This is a genomic window from Chryseobacterium aquifrigidense, from assembly GCF_006716485.1.
GTDB classification, from domain to species: Bacteria; Bacteroidota; Bacteroidia; order Flavobacteriales; family Weeksellaceae; genus Chryseobacterium; species Chryseobacterium vietnamense.
The window spans coordinates 613,892-640,164 of the sequence record NZ_VFPD01000002.1 but is presented as its reverse complement, the minus strand read 5'-3'; the positions used below and the strand labels follow the sequence as shown (position 1 = coordinate 640,164).

At 36.5% G+C, this 26,273-nt stretch carries 20 protein-coding genes; 6 read left to right on the top strand and 14 right to left on the bottom strand.

The genetic code is table 11. The features are described from left to right. Positions 1 to 2: 2 nt before the first annotated feature. The 14 genes from FB551_RS17910 to FB551_RS17845 all read right to left on the bottom strand — a co-directional run bounded on the left by FB551_RS17910 (position 3) and on the right by FB551_RS17845 (position 15,880). On the bottom strand, positions 3 to 1,052 hold the full coding sequence (locus FB551_RS17910) for a cytochrome-c peroxidase (RefSeq protein WP_142018457.1): 1,050 nt from the start codon (positions 1,050 to 1,052) through the stop codon (positions 3 to 5). Continuing rightward, a complete protein-coding gene (locus tag FB551_RS17905) occupies positions 1,045 to 1,875 on the bottom strand; it encodes an MbnP family protein (protein ID WP_142018456.1) in 831 nt (276 codons plus the stop codon). The genes FB551_RS17910 and FB551_RS17905 overlap by 8 nt, the downstream gene beginning before the upstream one ends. A gap of 213 nt (positions 1,876 to 2,088) precedes the next feature. Beyond that, positions 2,089 to 2,457 (bottom strand): hypothetical protein, encoded by a 369-nt coding sequence (locus FB551_RS17900; RefSeq protein WP_047427470.1) that lies wholly within the window; start codon positions 2,455 to 2,457, stop codon positions 2,089 to 2,091. A 4-nt stretch (positions 2,458 to 2,461) separates the two neighbouring features. Beyond that, complete coding sequence (locus FB551_RS17895; protein WP_142018455.1) at positions 2,462 to 3,136, bottom strand: superoxide dismutase; 675 nt, start codon at positions 3,134 to 3,136, stop codon at positions 2,462 to 2,464. 185 nt (positions 3,137 to 3,321) lie between these two features. After that, positions 3,322 to 3,999 carry an SCO family protein gene (locus tag FB551_RS17890; RefSeq protein ID WP_142018454.1) on the bottom strand — a complete coding sequence of 226 codons (678 nt, stop codon included), beginning with the start codon at positions 3,997 to 3,999 and terminating at the stop codon, positions 3,322 to 3,324. Continuing rightward, positions 3,986 to 4,261, bottom strand: coding sequence for a YHS domain-containing protein (locus FB551_RS23445; protein ID WP_185150220.1), 276 nt, complete (start codon positions 4,259 to 4,261; stop codon positions 3,986 to 3,988). The genes FB551_RS17890 and FB551_RS23445 overlap by 14 nt, the downstream gene beginning before the upstream one ends. Positions 4,262 to 4,474: 213 nt before the next feature. Beyond that, the gene (locus FB551_RS17880) at positions 4,475 to 4,837 is read right to left on the bottom strand and encodes a hypothetical protein (RefSeq protein WP_047427460.1); all 363 of its coding nucleotides are present in this window, start codon (positions 4,835 to 4,837) and stop codon (positions 4,475 to 4,477) included. Between the two features lie 540 nt (positions 4,838 to 5,377). Next, on the bottom strand, positions 5,378 to 7,027 hold the full coding sequence (locus FB551_RS17875; RefSeq protein ID WP_394345132.1) for a heavy metal translocating P-type ATPase: 1,650 nt from the start codon (positions 7,025 to 7,027) through the stop codon (positions 5,378 to 5,380). A gap of 378 nt (positions 7,028 to 7,405) precedes the next feature. Then, positions 7,406 to 7,825 (bottom strand): Fur family transcriptional regulator, encoded by a 420-nt coding sequence (locus tag FB551_RS17870; RefSeq protein ID WP_050020659.1) that lies wholly within the window; start codon positions 7,823 to 7,825, stop codon positions 7,406 to 7,408. A gap of 17 nt (positions 7,826 to 7,842) precedes the next feature. Further along, positions 7,843 to 8,739, bottom strand: a complete 897-nt coding sequence (locus FB551_RS17865) for a cation diffusion facilitator family transporter (RefSeq protein WP_142018452.1) — start codon at positions 8,737 to 8,739, stop codon at positions 7,843 to 7,845. Positions 8,740 to 8,757: 18 nt separating this feature from the next. Then, positions 8,758 to 9,639, bottom strand: coding sequence for a bestrophin family protein (locus tag FB551_RS17860; RefSeq protein WP_142018451.1), 882 nt, complete (start codon positions 9,637 to 9,639; stop codon positions 8,758 to 8,760). 132 nt (positions 9,640 to 9,771) lie between these two features. Beyond that, positions 9,772 to 11,001 carry an efflux RND transporter periplasmic adaptor subunit gene (locus FB551_RS17855; RefSeq protein ID WP_142018450.1) on the bottom strand — a complete coding sequence of 410 codons (1,230 nt, stop codon included), beginning with the start codon at positions 10,999 to 11,001 and terminating at the stop codon, positions 9,772 to 9,774. A gap of 46 nt (positions 11,002 to 11,047) precedes the next feature. Beyond that, entirely contained in the window at positions 11,048 to 15,409 is a 4,362-nt protein-coding gene (locus FB551_RS17850) for a CusA/CzcA family heavy metal efflux RND transporter (protein WP_142018449.1), read from the bottom strand. A gap of 147 nt (positions 15,410 to 15,556) precedes the next feature. Next, entirely contained in the window at positions 15,557 to 15,880 is a 324-nt protein-coding gene (locus tag FB551_RS17845; RefSeq protein ID WP_047427447.1) for a DUF6660 family protein, read from the bottom strand. A gap of 251 nt (positions 15,881 to 16,131) precedes the next feature. Here FB551_RS17845 and FB551_RS17840 point away from each other — a divergent pair, with 251 nt between their 5' ends. From FB551_RS17840 to FB551_RS17810, 6 genes are all read left to right on the top strand, one after another. Continuing rightward, positions 16,132 to 16,845 carry a class I SAM-dependent methyltransferase gene (locus FB551_RS17840; RefSeq protein WP_226798731.1) on the top strand — a complete coding sequence of 238 codons (714 nt, stop codon included), beginning with the start codon at positions 16,132 to 16,134 and terminating at the stop codon, positions 16,843 to 16,845. Between the two features lie 212 nt (positions 16,846 to 17,057). Further along, positions 17,058 to 17,891 carry a cell wall anchor protein gene (locus FB551_RS17835; RefSeq protein ID WP_142018447.1) on the top strand — a complete coding sequence of 278 codons (834 nt, stop codon included), beginning with the start codon at positions 17,058 to 17,060 and terminating at the stop codon, positions 17,889 to 17,891. Between the two features lie 6 nt (positions 17,892 to 17,897). Continuing rightward, on the top strand, positions 17,898 to 18,365 hold the full coding sequence (locus FB551_RS17830) for a hypothetical protein (RefSeq protein ID WP_167497891.1): 468 nt from the start codon (positions 17,898 to 17,900) through the stop codon (positions 18,363 to 18,365). A gap of 6 nt (positions 18,366 to 18,371) precedes the next feature. Continuing rightward, positions 18,372 to 25,382, top strand: coding sequence for an RHS repeat-associated core domain-containing protein (locus FB551_RS17820; protein WP_226798730.1), 7,011 nt, complete (start codon positions 18,372 to 18,374; stop codon positions 25,380 to 25,382). A gap of 4 nt (positions 25,383 to 25,386) precedes the next feature. Next, positions 25,387 to 25,752: a hypothetical protein gene (locus FB551_RS17815; RefSeq protein ID WP_142018446.1), complete on the top strand. Its 366-nt coding sequence runs from the start codon at positions 25,387 to 25,389 to the stop codon at positions 25,750 to 25,752. Between the two features lie 26 nt (positions 25,753 to 25,778). Further along, a complete protein-coding gene (locus FB551_RS17810) occupies positions 25,779 to 26,219 on the top strand; it encodes a hypothetical protein (RefSeq protein WP_142018445.1) in 441 nt (146 codons plus the stop codon). The last annotated feature ends 54 nt before the right edge of the window (positions 26,220 to 26,273 follow it).

Here is a 26,273-nt window from a genome sequence, read left to right as displayed (position 1 = left end):
ATTTATTCTGCAAATTTTGGATTGGAGATAAAACTTTTATCTGATAATGTTTTCAGGAAGGCTATAATTGATTGTTTTTCCTGGCTGTTCATAGCAATTCCCGTATGCCCATTCTGTTTCAACTGAGGATCGAGATTGGGATTATCTTCTACCTGATCTGAATAGAAATTGAGCACAGCCTCTAAGGTGTAAAACCTTCCGTCATGCATATAAGGTGCTGTATATTCTACATTTCGCAAGCTTGGAACACGGAATTTCATCCAGTCAATCTGATTGAGAGAAACTCTGTACCGTCCGGCATCTTTGAACTCCGTATTGTAATACATTCCTGTATTTCTAAAGCTTTCATCGGTAAATAATTCTCCGCTATGGCAGGATGCACATTTCTGATTAAATAATGCCATTCCCTGAGATTCCGCCGAAGTCAATTGTTCCTTTCCCTGCCTGAATCTGTCGTATTTTGAATCTGCAGAAATTAAAGAAGCCATAAACTGTGATAATGCTTTTAAAATTCTTTCGCCAGTAATGGTTTCGTCTCCATATGCTTCTCTGAACAGCTTTTTGTATTTCTGATCATCTTTAATCTTTGAAATGGCTTCCGGTATGGAACTATCCATTTCATTGACATCTGTAATAGGACTGATCGGCTGCTCATTAAGGTTATGAATCACTCCGTCCCACATATATCTTTTCAGAAAAGCCATGTTCTGAATGGGCGGTGCATTTCGGATCCCTATTCTATCATCTACCCCATGACTTACGGTATGCCCGTGATGGGTGAATGCGTTTTCCTGAATATGACAGAAACCACATGAAATGGTATTATTTCGGGAAAGCCTGCCTTCATAGAATAATTTTCTTCCCAGCTCTACTCCATTTTTAGTTACCGGATTGACCGATTGATCAAAAGTCATTTCCGGGAAATACGAAGGAAACTGCAGATTGTAGGCTTCATCTTTTTCCAACGGCTGGATTACCTCATCAGAACACGAAATGCAACTCAATACAATTACAAGCAGAACCAGTATTGTTTTAACAAAAAAATTAATCATTGTGAACGTGGTCTACTTTAAACATTTTTGTAAGATTATTGGTAATGTCTACCAGGTGCTGGTTTGAACCCATCAGCATATCATTGGCTGTGTTAAGAGTGAGTGCTTTATCTCCGCTCAGAAACTGGTTCAGATCAGCCAGAATATGAACAGAAGGACGGATTTTTGCCGTTACCCTTGCTGTTGTCGGAAGATTCAATGTGATTTCGCGATAAAGATCTGGGGTATTGTTGGCTGCAGTATTTCCCATGTTTCCGGTATGGTTCATAAATTCTTTTGAAGGTGCATCATTTCCATATTTCCCCTCCAGCTTTACAAAAACATAACCGGCAGCCCATGACCAAGACATTCCTTTCTGCTTGGCTTTTGTCCAGAATTCAGCTTGTCCGTCCTGTCCCAGCAAATACGCTTTCTGGCTGACCCCTAATCCGAATCTTATTTTTTTATAATTATTTTTCGGAACACCATCCAGATTAAGGTAGATAATTCCTGCTACAGCATCTGCCTGATCTATGATAAAAGCACCTTTATCAGGGTTATTTTCATTGTATTTAAATTCATTTCCGTTTTCGTCTGTCAGTGTAATATTACTGATGACGTATTTCAAAGCGGAAAAATTATGTTTCTGACCATTGGAAGAAGTCTGAACCGTCTGATTTAACACAATATCTCCTACATTATTAAATCCGTTTTCAAATTTGATCTGAAGGCTTCCTGGTGTTGTATCCTGTGGATTTTCGTCATCTCTGCTGCTTTCACAAGCAACAAAAGAGAACAAAGTAAAGGCAATAAAGAATAGTGATAAAAATTGAGAAATTTTCATTGTTGATTTTTTAAGTTGAATACAATTTTGAATGTGTTATTTTGAATGTGAAAACATTCTTTTTTACCACAAAAGGCACAAAAGTTTTACACTTAAGTTTATTAAGTGATCAATTTTATGCACAATAAGAACACTTAAGCTTTTTAAAAATCTTTGATTCTTAATTGATGTAAGCTTTTTGTGACTTTTATGATTGAATAGTGATGGTATAACTTAAAAAACCGGTGGTTTGAAAATATGGGTCAGAAACAGAAAAGAATAGGCTGTTTCGTAAGTGAAGTTGAAATTGAAAAACGGTCGTTTTTCAGTGGTATTGATCTTTGTAGTTTCAGGCAGGATATAGATATCAAGAATTTTCTGTCCTGAGTTTTTGAGTTTCTGGAAAGGTGAAGATTCTGAATCATTGGTTTTAGCCAATTCTTTACTCAGATAACATTTTCCGTTACAGTGAATCTCCGGCCTGGATTTATTAATACAGAGCACTTTAACGATATAATCATAATTTACAGCATACTCTACCAATGGCACCAAAGGTCTTAGCACCATATAAAAAGTAAAAAGTATGCTGTAAAATAATTTCATCAGATTATTTCTTGCTTATCGCTTCGTCGTATCTTCTGCTGATCTCCTTCCAGTTCGTAACGTTCCAGATCGCGGTAAGATAATCTGCTCTTTTGTTCTGATATTTTAAATAATAAGCATGTTCCCAGACATCAATTCCGAAAATAGGAGTTCCTTTTTCCTCTACGACATCCATCAAAGGGTTATCCTGGTTGGGAGTAGAAGAAACAAACAGTTTCCCGTCTTTTCCTACAGAAAGCCATGCCCATCCTGAACCGAAACGGTCTGCTCCTGCTTTAGACATTTTTTCTTTAAAAGCAGCCATACTTCCGAAAGTTTCAGTGATGGCTTTTGCCAATTTTGCAGAAGGCTGTGTATTTTTCTGAGGGGTAAGAACCGTCCAGAATAATTCGTGGTTATAATGTCCTCCTGCATTATTTCTTACTGCAGCAGGCAGTTTTGAAGCATTGGAAAGAATCTGAAACAATGTTTCTTTTTCCTGTGGAGTTCCTGCAATTGCTTTATTCAAATTGGCTGCATAAGCTGCACCATGCTTTGAATAATGAATTTCCATAGTCTGGGCATCAATATTCCCTTCCAGAGCATTATAAGCATACGGCAGAGGAGTCTGCTTAAACTGAGCCAGTGCAAACTGAGCCGCGAAAACTGCGCTTAAGGCAGCTATTTTCATAATCTTCATAACTTTTTTGTTTATGGTTGAACAATATTTTCTATTAGCTGGAAGATGGGAGATGGAGGCTGGAAGTAATGAATGTGTAGCATAACTCCTTCAACTTGTATTTACCTTTACAGCCATCTCAAAAATCGCTGGAGCTGCATCGTCTGGAATAACTTCCAGCTTCAAACATCCAGCTTCCCTCTTCTCTATTTCAATAATTTCCTAATATCCTCAATCAGGATTTCTCTGTCAGGGTGATATTTCCCTGTCAGCATTGGTGTTTTACCTTCCGGATCTTCATAATTCAATCCTGAATAATACAGAATCGGCATATTTTCTTTGTTGTATCTGCATCGGATATTTCCGTCCTGATCTACCAGTGCAATCAGACCACTATGGTTCAGACTTTCTCCTTCATCTTCCTTGTCACCTACATAGATATTAAATTGATCAGCAAGGTTACCAATGTACGTACGATCTCCTGTCAGGAAATGCCAGTTGGGAGATTTTGCCCCTATTCTTTTCGCATGTTCTTTCAATGCTTCAGGGGTATCATTTTCCGGATCAATACTGATGGAGATAATACCGAAATCGGGATCATTGATCTGATTCTGAATCGCCTTCATATTGGTATTCATTACAGGGCATATTGTAGGACATTTGCTGAAGAAAAACTCTACGAGATATACTTTTCCCAGCATATCTTTATTGGTAATCTTTTTACTGTTCTGATCCGTCAGTTCAAAATCAGGAACTTTCATCACGGTATAAAGGTTCTTTTTAAAATACCCCATTCCGACCCCTATTCCCAGGAAAAGCAATGCAAATACCGCAATGGGTATGATCACTTTACTTTTATTTGTGGTCTTCTTATTTTTGGGCATATCTTTCAGGGCTTTTTTTGAATTCACCTTTGCAGGAGACACTGCAAAAACCGTACGTTTTATTTTTATATACAGCAGTATCTTTTATAGATCCGGCGGTTTTCATATGGCAGATGGGATCTTCTTCATTCACAACCTGTATGTTTTCCAAATTTTTTCCGGAAGAGTCCATATGGCTTGCATGCTTTACCTTAGGCGCTTCTTTGGCACACGACAACAATGAGATTGACAGCAAAGCAGTCAAAATAAGAGGAGATTTCATTTTGATGTTAAATTGAAATTAATAATGTTAAATAAAGTTAGAAACAAGCCCAGATTTCCCAATTAATGAACCACCATTCTAACATACAGAATTTTTGATAAGAATTCAGATGTTTATTATTCATTTAATTGTTTGGGATGTCTATAACAACTTAATTGTAATAGTTTTAAAACTTCCGTTACTATAAACTTAAAACATAGTTTACAGGAATAATTAAGCTAAAGGAGGATGAAATATCCTGGAAAAGTATTCTGAAGAGTGAGAATTAAAATAGCTTGAATCCGGAACTTCAGTAAGCAGCTCCGAGTTCAGTTGAGAAGAGAAGGAAAGAATATCATGAGAAATAAAAACATCTAATCCTGCAATCTTTATCGTTTGAGAACTATTGGACTGTTTTTCTGTTTTTGCCAGTTCTTTTTCCACATAGCATTTTCCTTTACATGTTGATTGTGGTACATTTCTGTTCTCACAAAGGTTTTTTACAATATAATCGTAGTTCACAGCATAGTTTACCAATGGCAAAACGGGACGTATTGCAATGGTAAAAATGATGAATATGGAAATGAATAACCTCAACGATTTGTTCTCTGTTACAAATATACTACTTCAAAACTGTTTTATAACAGATTTATGATGAATGTCATTATGCATATCTACTGTTACCTATAAAAATCACAAAACTGTGCCTGTCACTAGAATAATTTTATCCCGAAATTTGAATAAGACTTTAGACCTAAATAAAAATTTAGTTCTTTATATACAATTTAATCTTGTTGATAAAAGCTTTGCTGATGTTTTTGGCAGAGCTTTTTTTAATGAGACTAATCATTAAGACGTCATTTTGCTGAAAATCTTTGATTTTCTTGCGTCCTTAAAAACAAACACAATTTTTATCTTCTTTGCGCCATGGCGTTTATCTAACAAAAACCTATTACCTCTTCTAAATTAAGTTCTGGCGTGGTGTAATTTTGGAAACGCAAAGACGCAAGTTTTTTTAAATGCTTACTATTTTAAGGCGCAAGGATTTTATATGCGATAAAATTTAAAACAAAAGCTCCACTGAAATTCAGCAGAGCTTTTATTGAATATAATTGAGTTGTGTTTATTATTTGCTTCTTAAAATTTCATTCTTTGGATTCTCACCGCATTTAAGATAGCCAGCAATGCTACTCCCACATCTGCAAAAACAGCTTCCCACATGGTGGCCAAACCTCCTGCTCCCAAGACCAGAACGACAGCTTTTACCGCGAATGCAAGGATGATATTCTGCCAAACTATCTTTTTCGTTTGCTTCCCAATATTGATTGCCATTGGGATTTTACTCGGTTTATCATCCTGAATTACGACATCAGCTGTTTCAATGGTAGCATCACTTCCTAAACCTCCCATTGCAATTCCTACATCACTTAAAGCAACTACAGGTGCATCATTCACTCCGTCTCCTACGAAAGCTACAGTTTGGTTTTTAGCTTTGATTCCTTTAACCTTGTTTACTTTATCTTCAGGCAGCAGGTCTCCGAATGCATTGTCAATTCCCAGCTGGTCTGCTACGTATTTCACTACAGTTCCTTTATCACCGCTCAACATGGTGGCTTTCACATTCATTTTATGCAGATTGTCTACGGTTTCTTTGGCATCTTCTTTTATGCTGTCTGCAATCGTGATATATCCTGCAAACTTATTGTCGTAAGCTACTGCGATCACCGTATATACAATGTTGGCGTGGTTGATATTATAACTGATGTTGAATTTATCCATCAGCTTAAAGTTTCCTACCAGAAGTTCTTTACCATTAATTGTTGCTTTCAATCCGTGGCCGGCAATTTCTTCTACATTTTCTAAAGGAATGGCGTGATTAATATCTCCTACATAATTGTGAATAGCTGTTGCGACAGGGTGGGTACTTTTACTTTCGATAACATTCACCATCTGCAGAATTTCCTCTTTATTAAATTCAGGGCTTATACTTACTTCCTGAACTTTGAATACACCTTCAGTCATCGTTCCCGTTTTATCCATCACCACATTCTGGATTTCTGCAATACTGTCCAGGAAATTACTTCCTTTGAATAAGATCCCGTTTCGGCTTGCGGCACCAATTCCTCCGAAATATCCTAACGGAATAGAGATTACCAAGGCACAAGGACATGAAATTACCAGGAATATCAATGCTCTGTACAGCCAGTCTCTGAACTGATAGTCATTCACAAAGAAATAAGGCAGTAAACAGATTCCAATGGCAAGAAATACTACGATAGGGGTATATACTTTCGCAAATTTTCTGATGAACAATTCTGTAGGGGCTTTCTGAGCCGTGGCATTCTGAACAAGTTCTAATATTTTACTTAGTTTACTGTCTTCATAGGCTGTATTTACTTTAACCAAAGCAATACTGTTCATATTGATCATTCCGGCAAGAACGGCTTCGCCTTTATTTTTGGTGTCTGGTTTACTTTCTCCTGTTAAAGCGGCGGTATTAAATGATGCTGAATCTGAAAGCAATTCTCCATCCAGCGCCAGTTTTTCACCGGGTTTCAACTGAATAATATCTCCAATTTTAGCTTCTTTCGCTTTTATTGTTTTAGGCTGATTATTTTCCATAATCGTTACCTCATCCGGACGCTGATCTAATAAGGCTTTTATGTTTCCTTTGGCTCTGGTGACCGCCATGGACTGGAACACTTCTCCAACGGCATAAAAAAGCATTACTGCTACGCCTTCCGGATATTCTCCGATAGCAAAAGCTCCGATGGTTGCGATGCTCATCAGAAAGAATTCTGAGAATACATCTCCCTTGATGATACTTTTATAAGCATCCTTCAAAACCGGAAATCCTACAGGAATGTAAGCCGCCAGGAACCACACCAGACGTACCCAGCCTGTAAACCATGCGGGTTTTATATAATTATCAAAGGTGATTCCCAATAATAAAATGACGAAAGATATAATGGCAGGAAGAAACATCTGAAAGACCGTTTGATCTCCGGAGTCGTGAGAGTGATCATGGCCATCGTGGTCATGTCCGTCTCCCTCCGTGTGATTATGTTTGTGTCCTTTTGTATCGGATTTTTCCGGGGTTGTACTACAGCATTTTTCCATAACTGAATATTTTTATACAAATGTAAAGATGAGACTGATGCAATGCTATTGCAAACTTTCGAGACAATTTTCACAGATTCCTTTGGCAAACAATCTTATTTCATCAATCCTGAAATTGGTCTGTATATTTTCAGGGAAGGAAATATCTTCTTTACAGGTAGTTTGCTTGCATATTTTACAGTAGAAATGCAGGTGCCAGTCTTTATGTGTTTTTTCATCACAATCGTCTTCACAAAGTTTGTATTTTGTGGTGGTGTTCTCCTGAATGCTATGAACAATTCCTTTTTCTTCAAAGGTTTTCAATGTTCTGTAGATGGTAATTCTGTCAGCATTATCAAAATGATTTTCTATTTCAGAAAGAGATAAAGCCGCTTCCTGAGAGCTTAAGAAATCATATACCAGAATCCTCATACTGGTAGGTTTGGTATTTTTATCAATGAGTTTGTTTTCTATATCTTTTTTCATTGTACGCTTTTAAATTTTTACAGATGTACTTCATTTTCTTCGTAGCCTTCCTCCTCTATCTGAAAAGTGGTATGACTGATCTTAAAGTTATTAACAGTGGTATCCGTTAATGTTTTTAATAATTGATTCTGAGAATATCCCGTTTCCTTTACAACATGGGCACTCATTGCATTGACACTGGATGTCAGCGACCATACATGCAGATCATGAACACTTTTTACCCCGGGAGTTTTTTCCAGAGATGTACGAAGTTCATGGATATCAACATCTTTTGGAGTTCCTTCTAGTAAAACATTGATTGCTTCTTTCAACAGCCTCCATGTTCTTGGAAAGATCAGCAGTCCGATGGCTGCCGAAATCAACGGGTCGGCATAGTACCACCCGGTTGTCAGCATAATCACTCCGGCAATCATTACGCCTACCGAAGTAAGCATATCTGAAAGTACTTCAAAATAAGCACCTTTCATATTCAGGCTGCCTTCTGAGTCTTTTCTCAGGATCATCATTCCGACAATATTAACGATCAACCCGATTCCGGCTACAATCAGCATTGATTTGCTTTGTACTTCAGGCGGATTCTGAAATCTCTGGTATGCTTCAAACAAAACATAGATTGAAATTCCAAGTAAAACAACAGCATTCACTACTGCTGCCAATATTTCAGTACGGTAATATCCGTATGTTCTGGAAGGATCAGCTTTTCTCTCTCCTATTTTAATGGCTATAAATGCCAACAATAATCCTACCACATCGGTGAGCATATGAGCGGCATCGGCTAATAATGCAAGACTATTGGTCATGATTCCGCCAACAACCTCAGCGATAAGATAAGTTCCACTGAGGCACAGAACAATCAATAAGCTTTTTTTATGTCTGCTTCCTGCAGAAACGGTTTGTGTTGGTGTGTTTTCCATATTGTATGTATGGTTTAATTACATTTCGTAATAGGATGTATTTTCTTTTTTAGGCGGAACATTCTGTTCACCGATCATTTGTCTGATATTGATCTCTATGGTTTGTGCCAGAGAAGTCATCGGAGTATCTACAGGGCCATTTTCAAAAGGATCCTGCATAATGATAGATGTTTTTTCAATAGCAATGAATGTCACCGGAACCAGGAAAGTAATTGCAATTTCTACCAGCAGCTGCGAATCATCAAGCCCAAACGGAAGTATAGCGGCAAAAACGTAGATCAGAATATGAACTAAAACACTGTAAGAACGCGGGAAAACCGTATTCTTCAGTCTTTCACATTTTCCCATACTGTCGCATAGCCTTGTGATAATATCGTTCAGCTGCATCTGCTGGAAATCCGTGAGTCCTTTGGAAGCTGCAATTTCTTTCAACTGTTTTGAGTGTTCATCCAGAATAGCATTGGGAATATTGGTTCCTTTGATCTGATGTTGATCCAGATATTGCTGGACTTTTTCAGAAAATGGAAGTTTTCTCAGCGATTCTCCAAGGGCATAGGTCCAGATGATCTGTCTTTCAGCAAAATCTTTTATGGTTTTATCATCTCCGGCTGGCATAAACTGAATGACCAGTCTCACAAAAGTTCTGGAATCGTTGACAATGGCTCCCCAGACTGTTCTGGCTTCCCACCATCTTTCGTAGGATTGGGAAGTCCGGAATGCCAACAGCAATGATACCGCTGTTCCCAGCAATGCAGGAATATTCAACGGCAGTGATATTTTGCGAAACCACGGCAATTCGTCCAGAAGACCAATGGCAATGGCAAATATTCCGATGAACAGAATTTGGGTTTTTATTTCACGGATGAAATACCAGACTGATATTTTTTTGTTCAGTAACATAATCAGGTCATTTATTAAAATTCGGTGAGATAATCTTTACTTTTTCCTGCCGCTTTTATTCAATAAAAAATTCCGTAAACAGCTCTAATTTAATGATAAAAATCGACATTTTACTGGTTCCGGCTGCTTTCATTAATGCTCGTGCTCTCCTGAATTCACCAGTTTAGCATTGACAAAGAATGCTCCTTTCACTACTATTTTTGAATTGTCCGGAATACTTCCTACCGGAGTTATCGCGGTATATCCCATATCGGAAGTTCCTTTTACCACTTCTATTTTTTCAAAGTTTAAGGTTTTCGGATGGGGTTTCCCTTTTTCTTCGTGTTCTTCTTCCGCTTTTTTATCAGTCTGAATAAACACGTAGTATTTCCCGTCTGCTTCTACAATGGCTTCTGTAGGAACTGCAGGAGTTGTACTTTTATCAAGGCTTACGATTCCGGTGATATTCATCCCGTCAATCAATCCGGATTTGTTTCCGATCACTTCACAATGCATAGAAATAGTTTTACTTTCGTTCTCAAAAGAGGAACCTATGCTGTAAATTCTCGCGTCGTATTCGGTTTCCGGATTGTTGGTCAGTTTAAAATGAACAATCTGCCCTACTCTCATTTTAGGAAGATCTTTTTCAAACACCTGAAGATCGAGATGGATAGAACCGTTATCAATTACTGTAGCAACGGGAGAAGAGATATCTACATAACTTCCAATCTGTGCTGTAATACTGCTGATCGTTCCGCTGATAGGGGCAGTAATCACCAAACCGGATTTCATATTTCCATTGTTTACTTTCCCTGGACTTATTCCCATCATCTGCAGCTGTTTCAGCAGGGAAGCTCTTTTTGTTCTTAATGTTTTAAGCTCAGCATCGGCACTCTGAAGGTTTTTCTTCGCTCCTGCATCATTATCAAAAAGTTCTCTCTGCCTTCTGTATTCCTGTTCTGCATAGGTGATTCTACTGTTTGTGGTCAGATAATCTTCCTGAAGCTGGATGTATTCCGGATTGGCAATGGTTGCGATAACCTGTCCTTTTTTCACGATACTTCCAACCTGAATATTGATGGTTTTGATAATTCCTCCGTACAGCGAAGTAATGGTTGCTTTATTACTGTTTGGTACGCTCAGCAAACCATTTGCTTTTATGGTGGATGTCAACTCTTTCATTTCGACAGTTCCCAAAGCTACTCCTACAGACTTCATCTGATCTTCTGTAAGCGAGGCTATAGTTTGTGGAGCTTCTTCGTGTGCAGATTCTTTCTGCTCTGTTTTTTCAGGAGCCTTTTCTTCTGCGGTTTCTTTTTTTCCACAACTTGTCAGTAATAGTGAAATCAGGATAAGGGGTATGATATTATATTTGAGTTTCATATCTAAGAATGTATTTTGTCTGATATTATATTTCAGCGCTTTCATATTATTTATTAATGATTGAATTAATGGTCACTACAGATTGGTTCACCTGCTGGATAGATTCCAGGTATTTCAACTGAATATTGGTAGCAGTCTGGAGGGCAAAAAGATATTCCACATAGGAAATTTCTCCTGTTTTATATCCTAACTGGGCTGCTTTTACAATTTTATCAGCATTAGGCAAAGCCTGACTTGTATAATAATCATACTGCTGAATATCCTGCTGGTACTGGCTAAAAGCATTGTCCAACTGTGCTGAAAGTTGTTTCTGCTGCATTTTCGCATTGGTTTCTGCAACCTGTCTGTCATATTCCAGAGCCTGAATTCTTGCTTTTGTTGCCCCAAATGTCAAAGGAATTGCTACTCCTACTGTTGCCGACTGAAAACGTTTTCCTGAATTATAAAAATTTTCCTGTCCGTTAACAGTATGGAAACCTATCAAAGACTGATTGGTATATCCTAAGCTGAAATCAGGAAGCCCAAGTGATTTTTCAACTTTCTTATTTTTCTCAGCAATTTCCATTTCCTGATAAAAAGCTTTTACTGTAGGATTGTTGGCAACTACAGCACTGTCGAGTACATTTTCTGCTTTTAAAGGAGCATAATCTTTATTAAAAGGAACTTCAATATCTTCTGAAGTGTTCATCAGAGTTTTTAAATTCTTATAAGCGTTATTCAGATAAACTTCGTTCTGTCTGAGAAGCAGATCAATTTCTCCTTTCTGGGTTTCTGCAGTACTGATTTCAATTTTTTTGATATCACCTGCTTTAAATCTTACGGTCGCGATTCTGATAAATTCCTCATAATATTGATCCAGACTGGTTAGCTGAGCTTTATTATACTGGAGATATTCAATCTGATAATAATAGGTTCGTACCTGCTTTATCAGCTCATTGGCTGTAATCTCTTTATCAATCTGTTTGCTTTTTATATTTTCATTGATGAGTTCTTTTCTTGCTTTAAACAACGTAGGAAAAGGAATACTCTGCGAAATAGCAAACGACTGGTCAAACTTCGGACTGTTGTATTGTCCAAGCTGGGCTTCAAAACTTAGCTTGGGAAGTTCTTTTGCTGTGGGTCTTAATGCTTCAGCGGATTTAATGCTTAAATCTTTTGACTGTAGGGTTAAGTTATTACTCACCGCCTGCTCTACCGCCTGTTCCACAGAGATAGGTCTGGACTGTGCATTAAAAGTCTGTCCCAGCATCATGAATCCTACAACAAGAACCGCTGTAAACATTCCTGTATTGTTATTTCTTCTCTTCAAAATCTTTATGTTAAAAATGATATACAGCATCGGTAAAACGAATAACGTAAGGAAAGTAGCTGTCACCAGACCACCAATCACCACTGTTGCCAAAGGTTTTTGTACTTCGGCACCCGCACCTGTAGAAATAGCCATTGGTAAAAATCCTAATGAAGCCACTGTTGCGGTCATTAATACCGGTCTCAATCTGGTTTTTGTTCCTTCAAATACTCTTTTCAGAATATCGGTTTCCCCTTCTTTTTCTAATTGGTTGAATGTCCCGATTAAAACAATTCCGTTCAGTACTGCTACTCCAAAAAGAGCAATAAATCCGATCCCGGCACTGATACTGAACGGCATATCTCTCACTAAAAGCGCAAATACACCACCGATTGCACTCATAGGAATGGCTGTAAAGATCAATGCAGCCTGTTTGAATGAGCGGAAAGTAAAATATAACAGCATAAAAATAAGAAGCAATGATACCGGAACAGCGATCATCAGACGTTTGCTGGCTTCCTGAAGGTTTTCAAACTGTCCTCCGTAGGTAAAGTAATATCCGGAAGGAAGTTTCACTTTATTGAGTTTTGCCTGAATATCTTTCACCACACTTTCCACATCACGGTCTTTTACATTGAATCCGATGACAATTCTACGTTTTCCCTGCTCACGGCTGATCTGTGCAGGTCCAAGTTTATAACTGATATTCGCCACCTGCGATAATGGAATCTGTGCTCCTGTACCAGAAGTAATCATCAGGTTGTTCACATCTGAGATATCCGTTCTGTGAAGACTATCCAGACGGACTACCAGATCAAAACGTCTTTCATTTTCAAAAACCTGCCCGGCTGCTTTTCCTGCAAAGGCTGTACTTACTGCATTGTTGACATCTTCGATATTCAATCCATAATTGGCAATTCTTGTTCTGTCATACTGAACATTGATTTGTGGAAGACCACTAACTCTTTCAATCTGAGGGGCTGTAGCTCCGTCCACTGTCTGAATGATTTTCCCAACTTTATCTGCATACACAGCTAAGGAATCAAGGTTTTCTCCAAAAATTTTCACAGCAACATCCTGTCTGATACCGGTCATCAGTTCATTGAAACGCATCTGAATAGGCTGGTTTTTTTCAAAAAATACCCCGGGAATTGTTTCCAATTTCTCGCTGATCTCATCTGCAAGCTCGTTATAGGACTTCTTAGTTTTCCATTCGCTTTGAGGTTTTAATACAACAATCATATCAGTTGCTTCAGGAGGCATCGGGTCTGTAGGAACCTCAGCGGAACCTGTTTTTCCGACCACCATTTTCACCTCATCAAACTGTTTGATAATTCTTGACGCCTGCATGGAAGTTTCTATACTCTGGCTCAATGAGCTTCCCTGTGGTAAAATACAGTGAAATGCAAAATCTCCTTCCTGCAGCTGCGGGATAAATTCCCCTCCCATATTTTTAAAGATAAAAGCAGAGATAAGGAACACTACAGCGGTTGCCGAAACAATGATATATTTTACTTTGATCGCTTTCTGTAATAATGGGTGATAAACCTTTTGCAGGCGATTCATCATTTTATCGGAGAAGGTTTCTTTGTGGGATATTTTCTTAGATAAAAACAGTGCGCTCATCATAGGAATGTAGGTCAGGGATAAAATTAAAGCTCCAAGAATAGCAAATCCTACTGTTTTCGCCATTGGGGTAAACATTTTTCCTTCTACACCAGCTAGTGTAAGAATCGGGATATATACGATAAGAATAATAATTTCCCCGAAAGCTGCACTGCTTCTTATTTTGGATGCAGAAAGGAATACTTCTTCATCCATTTCAGACTGCGTCAAGGCACGGACAGATTTCCTTACTCCCAAATGGTGCAATGTGGCTTCTACAATAATAACGGCTCCATCGACAATCAATCCGAAATCTATAGCACCAAGACTCATCAGATTGGCACTTACCCCGAAAACATTCATCATTCCTAATGCAAATAACAAAGAAAGCGGGATGGCCGAAGCTACGATAAGTCCGGCTCTCAGATTTCCAAGGAAAACAACAAGAACGAAAATTACAATCAAAGCTCCTTCGATGAGATTTTTCTGTACGGTATTGATCGCTCTGTCTACAAGATCTGTTCTGTCCAGAAATGGTTCTATAATGACATCATCGGGAAGAGACTTCTGAATAGTAGGAATTTTTGCTTTGATATTGCTGACCACTTCATTACTGTTGGCTCCTTTTAACATCATTACTACTCCCCCTACTGCATCTACTTTCCCGTCATACGTTAAAGCTCCGTAACGAACAGCACTTCCTAAACGGACATCAGCAACATCTTTTATAAAAATCGGAACGCTTCCGGTTTCGTTTTTAACAGCAATATTTTTAATGTCTTCAAGAGAGGTTACCAATCCAATTCCACGAATGAAATAAGCGTTGGGCTTTTTATCAATATAAGCACCTCCTGTATTTTGGTTGTTTTTTTCAAGAGCTGTAAATATTTCAGTAATACTTGTTCCCATTGCTTTTAAACGGTTGGGATCAATGGCTACTTCGTACTGTTTTAATTCTCCTCCGAAACTGTTGATCTCCGCCACTCCCGGAGTTCCGTTCAGCTGTCTGCGAACGATCCAGTCCTGCATAGTACGGAGTTCTTTGGCATTGTATTTCTTCTCACTTCCTTTTTTAGGGTGAAGAATATACTGATACACTTCTCCAAGACCTGTACTTACAGGAGCCAGCTCCGGAGTTCCTACTCCTTTCGGAATTTCTTCCACTGCGTTTTTCAACTGTTCATTAATGAGCTGTCTCGCAAAGTAAACATCTACATTTTCTTTGAACACTACTGTAATTACAGAAAGTCCGAATCTTGAAATACTTCTTGTCTCCTGAATATCGGGAACATTGGCAATACTCTGTTCAATGGGAAAGGTAACCAGCTGTTCCACTTCCTGTCCTGCCAATGTAGGACATACGGTAATGATCTGTACCTGATTATTGGTAATATCCGGCACAGCATCTATCGGCAATCTGGTGGCACTCCATGTTCCCCAGATGATCAGCACCAAAGTCATCAAACCAATGATCACCTTATTTTTAATACTGAATTTTATTATTTTATCTAACACGATTTGTATTTAATTTTTATTGAAAAGTGAATGCACACAGTATAAAATACTGCAGCAAAAATATCCTGAAAACCTCTGCAATGGTATTGCAAAGTTTCAAGCACGGTTAAGTATCAGAAAGCATAACTTTCTAAAAGTCAATAAAAATTAAATTTTAGGAGGCTGCCAGATAGGATCGTAAATCTGGTAAGCAAAATCGTTTTTGTGGAATAGTATCTTCTTTGAAAAGTAAGCAGGAATCTGCTCAGGAATTTCTAATAAAGGATCCATCTTAAATGCTGAAACTGTCATCTGACAACAGCTACATGCACAAAGCGGAGAACATATATCTCCTTTTTCTGTAGAATGAACTCCGTGAATACTTAATGCAATTTTATTACCTCCAGAATTCAGAGGATGGGATGTGTCTTCACATGGCATCAGTGATAATGCTATGAAGTAAACTGCCAGTATCCATCTTAAGAGGTTCATGGTACAAAGGTAGAGTTTTTTTATAAAAAACTATAAAACGCTTATATTTTTGCACATTATTAGTCTGTTTCAGAAACTTTTAGAAAGGGATTCGTAATTACGAAAAGCTACTTTGAATCCATATGAAATATAAATAGTTTTGGGATAGAAAACGCAAAATGAAAATAAAAAGTAAGCTATCCAAGTATTTAAGAAAACTAAAATTACTCCGTTTCGCTGACCAACTTAGGTTTTATTATACCTGGTTAAAAATGTATAAAAAAAACAGGAAATTCAGGTCAATTCATCCACACACTAAACTGCCTAAAGATTATCTAATGTATGAATCTTTCTTATTAGATTATGACAGCTATTATAATGGAGGGAAAGTAACAGCAGAATGGATTGTAGGTTTAATTAGAAATCACAAAGAGATTAAACATAAAAAAATTTTAGATTGGGGATGTGGCCCGGGAAGAGTAATCAGACATATGCCCACTCTTTTGGAAGAGACTAACCAATTTTTTGCAACAGATTATAATGAAGAGTCAATCGATTGGTGCTCAAAAAATATAGATCACATTGATTTTAAAACAAATCACCTATCTCCACCATTACAGTATGAAAATGATTTTTTTGATATAATTTATGGGATTTCAATTTTTACTCATTTATCTGAAAAAATGCATACTGAGTGGATTAATGAACTTAGAAGAGTATTAAAAAAAGACGGGATCTTAATTGTAAGTATGCAGGGAAACAATTTTAAGTTAAAACTTACTCCTTCTGAGTTAAAAGAATTTAGTAATGGAAAACTTGTTGTACGGGGCAATACGAAAGAAGGACATAGGATGTATTCTGCTTTCCATCCGGAAACATTTGTAAAATACTTATTTAAAGATTTTACTATACTGGACCATATTGTTTATTCTGATGATCTAGCTAATAGTAATATATCTCAAGATGTGTGGGTAATAAAAAAATGATCTACAATATGATTTGTATTTACTGTTCAATGGTTCACATGGAGATACAAATAGAAATACATGTCTGATTTGGAATGAGAACCTATAAGAAAGATCGATCCTTCATAGCATTATAAATAATAGTAATGGCAGGGGTTCTGTTTTTTGATTTTTAGATATTCAATAGAAAAAATATTTATTTAAAACATAAACACATAATAAAAAAACACGATATGAAAACTCAATTATTTTCAATGGCATTCCTAGTGTCATCATTTGCATTTGCACAAAGTTGGAGTACAACAGGAAATTCAGGGACTAATCCATCCAATAATTTTATTGGAACTACGGATAATCAACCTCTGGTTTTTAAAACGAACAATACAAAAGTGATGAACATTCTTCCCAATGGTGTAGTAAAAGTAGGAATTAATGATCCGGGAGGAAGTGATGAAGCGTATTTCAGAATCTACAAGGAAGACAATCCTGCTTTTGAGATCGCTAATTCTTTGGGATCATTCCAGATCGGAAAATCAGGATGTAATGGCTGCTGGGGTGGACAAATCGGAGATACAGTTCTTAGAAATAAAGGAACAAGCCACAATATCATTATCGCTCAACCTAATGATGGTAATGACGGTTCCACCTATTTTGGTATTCAGGATGCTTATAACGGAACATGGGTCAAGTTTTTCAACAATGCTATTGCCAGATTCGACGGTAAAATTAAGGCTAAAGAAGTTGAGGTAAAAACTAATGTATGGGCAGATTATGTCTTTAAAAAAGAATATCAGCTGAAATCTTTAGAGGATGTTGAAAAACATATTATTGAAAAAGGACATTTGCCAAATATTCCCACTGCTCAGGAAGTACTGGAAAACGGAATTAACGTTGCTGAGATGAATTCTAAGCTGCTTGAGAAGATTGAAGAATTAACATTATACTCTATTGAACAAAATAAGCAATTAAAGTTTCAAGCAGAGGAAATTAACATGCTAAAAAAACAGTCCGAAGAGCTTCAAGAACTAAAAATTCAGGTTCAGCAACTTTTATCAACACAAAAATAACCACAAATGAAAAGAAAATTACTCTCACTATCATCCCTGATGATAGGATTCTTCGGCTTTTCCCAAACCGAAGTCTATTTCAAATATGATGAGGCCGGAAACCAGCGATACAGAGGAATCGACGCTGCTGGTAAACAAGCCGAAGGAATGGTTTCAAAAGAATCAAAGGTAGCAGCTGTTACCAGACAAGCTCCTGTTATTGATGAAAAAACATTCCTGAAACAAATACGTCTGTACCCCGTTCCTGTTAATGACTATCTTACGATAGACTGGACAGAAGAAGTGGATGGCCTAATAGAATCCGTTTCATTGTATCAGCACAGTACAATTCACTGGAAATTCCAGCAACAGAATATCCCGGACTTAAACCGTCAGGTTAAAATCAATATGACTGGTTATGACTGGGGAGTGTATGTTTTGCGCTTTACGCTAAAAGATGGCAGAATTTTCAGTAAAAACATCACCAAACGATAAATAACCATGAAACTTTACGATAAGAAAATACAAGTATTTTCATCATTCATACTGTCATTATGGTCAGTAATGGGCTTTTCACAGACCATACTGTATCAGGCAGAGAGTACCTCAAGAACGGTGCAAGACCCACAAACAGTTGTGTTGGCACCAGGATTTCGTGCGTCTTCCAGTTCATCGAATCCTTTTGTGGCAAAGATTGGTCCAGGTACAGAGAATCCTGGCGGCGGACCAACTGATTCAAATGCAGGAGCTAATAATCCCTATGGAACGACAACCCCGGATGGAAAGAGTTTTCATGATACCAAAGGAAATATTGAAGTCAATGGAGCTGGGCAATTACAGTTTACTTTACCCGTTGCTTTACCCCCGGGAGTTAAAAGTGTAGCACCTCAGGTTAATTTAGTGTATACCAGCGGTTCTTCTAATGGGATTGCAGGATATTCTTGGAATCTTTCCGGGGTTACGACAATCTCAAGAGTTGGCAAGAACATTGAAAAAGATGGAGAGGTTAAAGGCATTCAGTTAGACTACTCTGATTATTATAGTTTTAATGGACAGCGATTGATTCTTAAGTCAGGCGAATATGGAAAAGATGGAGCTGAATATATAACGGAGAAGTATTCCAATATTAAGATAAAATCTTTTAGTTCCATATCAGGACAAGCATGGAAAGGGCCTGAATATTGGGAGGTAACTTTTGAGGATGGTTCTCAGTCATGGTATGGAGCTATAACATCAGGGAACAGCACATCAATCACTCCTGTTGATTATAATATTGTAAAATGGAAAGATATAAATGGAAATTATATCACTTATAACTATTCTCAAGCAGTATCAACCAATGTTAGTTTAATCTCTTCTATAGAATGGGGAGGAAATGAAACAGCCGTCAAGACACATTTCAATAAAATTGAATTTAATTATTTTAATGAAAGATTTTTAAAAGAAATAAATTATTTAAATGGCGTTAAGTTTATACAAAATAAACTATTAAAAGAAATTATTGTAAAAACTAATGGAAACCAATTTAAAAGATATGCAATTACCTATGCAGATAACGGAACAAGTTATCAGTTTGTAAGCAAAATAACAGAATACAATTCCAATGACCAATTTGCCAATCCAATCACCATAGAATACGAACCTTATCAAGCAAGCAATGAGGAAACAACTAAAGAAAACAATATTGCAAATACAAATACAAAAAAATATGGTGATTTTGACATGGATGGTATTACTGACTATCTTGAATATATTCCTACCCCTGGAACTGCCGGCTCTGTGCAGGTAGGGGTTATTAACTTCAGGAATTCAGTCTATAAAGATGTGCCAATTATGCCGTTAAAATATGAGCTTAATCGGTTTACATCAAGTGAATTTGCAAAAGCAGCATCTATAACTTTTAAGAAAGATGGCTATGTGAAAAATAAATTAGGTATTGTAATACCACATAAAGTAGCAACTTCAGATCCTTTGAAACCCAACTACGAGCTTCTGGTATATTCAATAGACGTTTCTGGTCTAAATTTTAAACTAGAATTTTCAAAATTAATACCATATAATATATACAATCCTGGAGGAGAATTAAGTGGAGGCACTGAATGTATAGAAATATCACAACTAAGTGTAAACTATTTAGACAGCTATGATTATGATGGAGATGGTATTTCCGAACTAATGATAGGATTCGGCAAACGAAATCGCTGCACAAGCGCACCACTAGAACCAAATTCCATTTCTAGCAGCAGTATAAATCCCATCAGTGAAACACCATCTCTTCTGCATCCTTCCATTAATTCTTCAAATGTAGAATATGGAAGCGATATTCTTGCTGAAATGGAATCAGAAAATTCTCCCAATTATATTATCCCTCCCGATGGTGGCACTGTAGATAATTTCACATACTACTCATCATTTATCATGGATATTGATGAAAATACAGATGTTAATAATAGTATTTACAAATATGATCAAGGAGTTAGTATTAATACTTCAGGAGACACCAACAAAGACAACCACTATATTGATTTAAATGGAGATGGTATACAAGATATTGTACAAATAAAATTTGACGGCACTATTACCAGTGTCTATAATTTCCGTAAACAATCTGCTGGAACGTATGCGAAAGTAAATATTGGAGAATTTTCCGGACAGAAACTTGAAGGCATATCTTCCGGCACTCTATATGGGGACTTCAATGGAGACAATAAAGTGGATGCCTTAGTCCCTCAAGCTAATAAGTCTTATAACTGGAATCTATTTCTTTCGGATGGAAAGAAGTTTAATCAATCTTATATCAATAATTTTATTTACTATAGTTCCGGGACAGAAGTACTGAAAGAAACAAGTCATAATGTATGGGAATCAGGAGGAGGTTGTTCATATTCAGATAGCAGATATTTTCAATATAATGTTGCAGACTTAGATGCAGATGGCAAATCAGATATTATTGTTAGTTACATATTTTTGACAAACCATGAATGGAATCAACACCATGATGAAGAAAAAACGGTTTTACGTACTTTTGTTTATTCGGTTAATAAGACAACAACGGATAACACTGCAAATTTTGCCAAAGCATTCTACTCAAGCGCAGGAGGAGACAGTGCTTTTTTACAAAGTTCACCTATTCAAACCAATGGAGATTTAAATTTTTATAGAGTTAGGGATTGGAGTAGAGAATATGCCCAAAAAGTTATTCCTTTCGGAACATTAAGTTTAAACAAAACGAATCAGCAAATTATATCAATAGGAAAGCCTGATGACTGCTCAGGCGTAATTGGCTGTCCTTACAATTATGTTACTCAATATGGATATTCATACACCCCTTCATTAGCAAGAATCAAATTTATTAAACAGAGTGATATTACAACTGAGGTTGCTTATCAAGAACTTAATTCTAATGCTGATACAAACTTCTACAAGCCTGTAAAAAAAGAGTTGTTCCCTTATTTTGAATTAGAACAGATTCCCTTATCTTTTGTTGTATCCCAGCTTAAACAAGAAGGCAGGAAGCAGGACTTCAGATACAGAGGATTCTTAAGCCATTTGCAAGGCAAAGGAATGATCGGCTTCCGTCAGTCTTCCCGTTCTTCATGGTATGGCGATGGTTTTGAAAATACTAAGATATGGTCAGGAATTGAAATGGATCCATTAAATGATGCCACAACAATAAAAGAATGGAGCATCAGAACCAATAATGAAAACAATATCTTCCCGGCTGATATTTCAGAGAATAATACGCAGCTTTTAAGCTTTAAATCTACAATTTATCAGACCGATAAATTATTAAACGGACAAATCGTAACAGGGGTAATCGCTGATACCGATAAATCAAAGGTGATAACAGCTCTTGTTCCAAAAAGTACAAAAAGTAAAGATTTTTTAACAGGGATTATCACAACTGGAAGTATTACCTATGGGGATTATTATCTTCCGAAGCAAAGTATAACGAATGTTAGTAATGGTTATACTATAACGACTTCTACTTTTGATTATAGTCATAATCCTTCAGGAATAGGAGCAGATTATTACATAGGTCGTCTGAAAACTAAAACGGATGCTACTCAGGCTTATGGTGATACAAAATCGGTAAAAGAAGAATACACGTATGAACATAATCTTTTAAAAACACAGAAAACGTGGAATAGGGATAATACAGGATATTTGCTGGAAACTTATAATTATGATGGTTTTGGAAATATCACCGGAAAAACGACCAGCAATAGTGTAGATTCCCAAACCCAAACCAATAGCACTTTGTATGATCCCAAAGGTAGATTTGTAATACAAAAAACAGATAATTTAGGATTAGAAACTAATATTGAATACAATGATTGGGGACAAATAAAAAAACAAACCGATCCTTTAGGAAATACCCTTATCAATACTTATGATACTTGGGGAAAACTATTGACTTCTAAAACCAACTTAGGAGGAACAACCACTTATGAATATAAAAGAGACGATAATGCAAATATTACTGTTATTCAATACGACTCTGATGGAGATATTTCAAAGAAATATACCAATAAACTAGGACAGGAATACAAGTCTTCTACCAAAGCATTCGGACAAGGACAATATGTTTCCCAAGAGACTCAGTATGATGTTTTAGGAAGAAAAATTAAAGAATCAGAACCTTATTTTGAAGGGCAAAGTGCTTCGGGGTGGAATATTTTGGCTTACGATGATTCCGTATTCCCAGCAAAAATAACAACTACGGCATATACTGGAAAGCAAATGGAGACTTCGGTATCAGGTTTGACAACAACAGTAAAAGAATCAAACCTTGTTGATTATGGAAGAATAACAACCAAAACAACCGATGCCTTAGGAAATGTAATTTCTTCAACAGATAAAGGCGGAACGATACAATTTTCTTACAATGCAGCCGGAGAACAGATTAAAGCTCAATATGCAGAAAATATTGTCACCACCAAATATGATTCTTGGGGAAGAAAATCAGAGCTCAATGATCCTTCCAATGGAATCTATAAATATGAATATGATGGTTTCGGACAGCCAAAGAAAACAATAAGTCCAAAAGGAACGAAAGAATATACTTATAATACTTTAGGGCAATTAATTTCTCAAAAAGAAATTTCTACGACAGATGGAGGGCAGGCAACCAATAAATTAATTACTTTCACTTACGATGATAAAGGAAGACTTGTATCAAAAGGAGGAACCTCAACAGGAAAATCCTACAGCTCCAATATCAGCTATGACCCGCAGGGAAGAGTATTATCCAGCTCGGAAAGCAGCAATGGTAAATACTTTATCCAGAAAGGAATTACTTATGACGATAAAGCAAGGGTAATTTCCTATGAAAAACAATTGTATTCTTCCGGTGTTCTTACAAAAGTTCAGATTGAAAATGTGTACAGCGCATGGAATGGAGAGCTTACACAAATAAAAGACAAAATAACGGGTAAGAGCCTGTGGGAACTTAAGGAAACCAATGCCAAAGGTCAGGTTGTGAGAGCTAAATTAGGAGCATCGGATATTAATAACACATATAATACTGCAACTGGTTTCTTAACGGAAATCAAGCATGTTTCTCCTGTACAAGGGATTTTAAATATTCGATATACTTTCGATGCTATTAAAAACGAGCTTAAGCTTAGGCAAACTTTAGGAGATTTTAATATTATTGAATCGTTTGATTATGATACAAACAACAGATTGATCAACTGGACGAATCCTGTAACAGGTATTAAACCTTCTTCAAACAGAAATATTTATGATGTGAAAGGAAGGATCATGGAAAACGATCAGGTAGGAACGATGAAGTATGAAAATTCGGCTAAAATTTATCAGCCAACAGGAATGACATTAAATGCAGCAGGAACTCAGAATTATAACAATGACCTAATTCAAAGCATTGTTTATAATGAAAATAATGACCCTGTTTTCATTGATGGAATGAAAGGAGATGTTGCCTTCCAGTATGGCTTGACCAGCATGAGACAAAGAGTGACTTATGGAGGTAACTTCAGCATTGACGGAGATGGGAAATTCACCAAGTTCCATAGTGAAGATGGAAGCTATGAAATTGTAAGAGATAATACAACCGGAAAAGAAAAGCATATCCTATATATCGGAGGAAATCCTTATGAAAGCAATATCATCTATCTTAAAAATTATAATGAAACGGGAGGTTCTTATAAATTCTTGCACAAAGATTATATTGGCAGTATCTTAGCGATCAGTGATGAAGCTGGAAACAAGCTAGAGCAGAGACATTTTGATGCATGGGGAAACTTCACTCATCTACAAATTGGAAGCGGAGCAATTATTACCGATAAAAATATAATTGATAGCACTTCGTTATTAGTAGAAAGAGGTTACACTTCACATGAACATTTTGCAGAAATAGGCATTATCCACATGAACGGGAGATTGTATGATCCGTTATTAAGAAGGTTCTTAAATGCTGATGAAAATATACAGGATCCTTATAATACCCAAAATTACAATAAGTATGGGTATGTGTTCAATAATCCATTGATGTTTAACGACCCAAGTGGAGAATGGATCGTTGAATCTGCATTTTTATCAGCAGTGATTATCGGAGCTATGGTAGCATCATTCAGCTATACGATTATGACTTCGATTAGTGGACAAGACTGGGATCTGGGCGGCTTCTTTAAATCTACATTATTTGGTGCAGCCTCTGCGGCTGTTACCTATGGTATAGGAAGTGTGTTTGTCACCTCGGCAGGTACTGCTACCCAAATTGCAACAGAGCTTGGGAAATTGGAAACTATTTTGGTACAGGGAACGGCACATGCTTTAGCACAGGGAATCATATCCTTAGTACAGGGACAAGGTTTTGAAAGCGCTTTTGTTTCAGGGCTTTTGGGAAGCTACGGTGCATCGGCATTTAGTGCTGTTGCTGGTAAATTTGCTAGTAGTGCAGTAGGAACGATTGCTTCTGGTGCTATTTTAGGAGGTGTAGGTTCTGAACTTACTGGAGGAAACTTTTGGCAAGGAGTTGCTATTGGAGGGTTTGTTGCTGGGTTTAATCATGGGATGCATAAAATTGGGAATGAATTCACTCAAAAAGAACCACAGCAGAAGAAAGAATCTTGGGATTTAGATGGCGATGGAAAAATGGACTTAGGTGAAGCAAACAATTGGTATAGAAAAGGAAAGGGACAAGCTGTAACATTAGATGCAAAAAAAATAGATTTAGATTTTGTTGATACAAAAGGCTGGATTAAAGGAAAAACGTATAATGTTCAAACTTTAATAAAATCAAGTGATGGTAGAGTATTAGGAAATATTACAGTTAAATATCTGGGAAATAATAAGGTAACTATATTATCTGACACTTATAATTTTGAACAACATGGAAAATTTATGGATAGTCCTTTTAGAAACGCTGCTACAGTTGTAGGTAAATGGTACGCAGGCCAAGGAGGAACCGATTTTCAAATAAATTTTAAAGGTATAAATACTATAAGACCAAGAGTATATAATTTTGAAAGAGGACCTAAATATTAACTATATGAAATATCCAATTTTTATAACAATTACATTTTTTACGATATTTTCTTGTAACAATTCTGATAAAGTTGAAAAATTACCTTTAGGTTATGAAGTATTATATGAAGGAGGAAGTCAGAATAGATTACTGAAAAATAATGAGCTAATTATTGATAGCGGATTAGTCGATTGTAAATTTAAAAATGATTATTTATTAATTTCTATGGATACAACTTATTCTATGAATCCACAAAAAATAAATAAGAAAAATCTGAAATATTTTATACAAGATATCAAAAAAGATACTATTCTAAAAGAAATATCTTTTACAGGTCTTTTAAAAATTATAAAAGAAAAATCCTTAGAAGATATAAACATTACGAAATAATAATTATTTTCATTTAATCAAAAACAATGAAAATCAAACATTTAAACAAAACCGCACTAATCTTATTTTTATTCTTTATCTGTTGCTCAAAGGCAAAAGACCAAAATAAACCTAACAATGCCCCGATAGAAAAATATAAAAAAGAGATTCTCATGAATGGCAATATTGATGCTTACAGACAACTAACGCTATATTATCTTAACTCACCATTTCGTAATGAAACTTTACCCTACTCAATTGTAATGGCAGATAAATATAATAACGGAGATGCTTGTCATGAGATCTTTGTACAAATAACTGGACTGAAACAAGTTCCAGGGACTCAACATTATGATCTATCAATTTTTAATAAGTTGAATAAGGGCGAAAAGGAATATGTCTTATTTTATTTGAAAAAAGGGGCTAAACTGAAAGATATTGGATGTATAGTAGCTCTTAGAGACCTTGGTATTTCTAACAAATACTAACACATTCAGAACGAACATCTTTGTTCTATTTACAAACAAACCCGTTGCTAAAAA

Bases quoted from the DNA above. Each gene is read 5' to 3' on its own strand.
- FB551_RS17910 (WP_142018457.1), bottom strand. From the start codon at position 1,052: ATGATTAATTTTTTTGTTAAAACAATACTGGTTCTGCTTGTAATTGTA.
- FB551_RS17905 (WP_142018456.1), bottom strand. From the start codon at position 1,875: ATGAAAATTTCTCAATTTTTATCACTATTCTTTATTGCCTTTACTTTG.
- FB551_RS17900 (WP_047427470.1), bottom strand. From the start codon at position 2,457: ATGAAATTATTTTACAGCATACTTTTTACTTTTTATATGGTGCTAAGA.
- FB551_RS17895 (WP_142018455.1), bottom strand. From the start codon at position 3,136: ATGAAGATTATGAAAATAGCTGCCTTAAGCGCAGTTTTCGCGGCTCAG.
- FB551_RS17890 (WP_142018454.1), bottom strand. From the start codon at position 3,999: ATGCCCAAAAATAAGAAGACCACAAATAAAAGTAAAGTGATCATACCC.
- FB551_RS23445 (WP_185150220.1), bottom strand. From the start codon at position 4,261: ATGAAATCTCCTCTTATTTTGACTGCTTTGCTGTCAATCTCATTGTTG.
- FB551_RS17875 (WP_394345132.1), bottom strand. From the start codon at position 7,027: ATGAGCATCGCAACCATCGGAGCTTTTGCTATCGGAGAATATCCGGAA.
- FB551_RS17870 (WP_050020659.1), bottom strand. From the start codon at position 7,825: ATGAAAAAAGATATAGAAAACAAACTCATTGATAAAAATACCAAACCT.
- FB551_RS17865 (WP_142018452.1), bottom strand. From the start codon at position 8,739: ATGGAAAACACACCAACACAAACCGTTTCTGCAGGAAGCAGACATAAA.
- FB551_RS17860 (WP_142018451.1), bottom strand. From the start codon at position 9,639: ATGTTACTGAACAAAAAAATATCAGTCTGGTATTTCATCCGTGAAATA.
- FB551_RS17855 (WP_142018450.1), bottom strand. From the start codon at position 11,001: ATGAAACTCAAATATAATATCATACCCCTTATCCTGATTTCACTATTA.
- FB551_RS17845 (WP_047427447.1), bottom strand. From the start codon at position 15,880: ATGAACCTCTTAAGATGGATACTGGCAGTTTACTTCATAGCATTATCA.
- FB551_RS17840 (WP_226798731.1), top strand. From the start codon at position 16,132: ATGTATAAAAAAAACAGGAAATTCAGGTCAATTCATCCACACACTAAA.
- FB551_RS17835 (WP_142018447.1), top strand. From the start codon at position 17,058: ATGAAAACTCAATTATTTTCAATGGCATTCCTAGTGTCATCATTTGCA.
- FB551_RS17830 (WP_167497891.1), top strand. From the start codon at position 17,898: ATGAAAAGAAAATTACTCTCACTATCATCCCTGATGATAGGATTCTTC.
- FB551_RS17820 (WP_226798730.1), top strand. From the start codon at position 18,372: ATGAAACTTTACGATAAGAAAATACAAGTATTTTCATCATTCATACTG.
- FB551_RS17815 (WP_142018446.1), top strand. From the start codon at position 25,387: ATGAAATATCCAATTTTTATAACAATTACATTTTTTACGATATTTTCT.
- FB551_RS17810 (WP_142018445.1), top strand. From the start codon at position 25,779: ATGAAAATCAAACATTTAAACAAAACCGCACTAATCTTATTTTTATTC.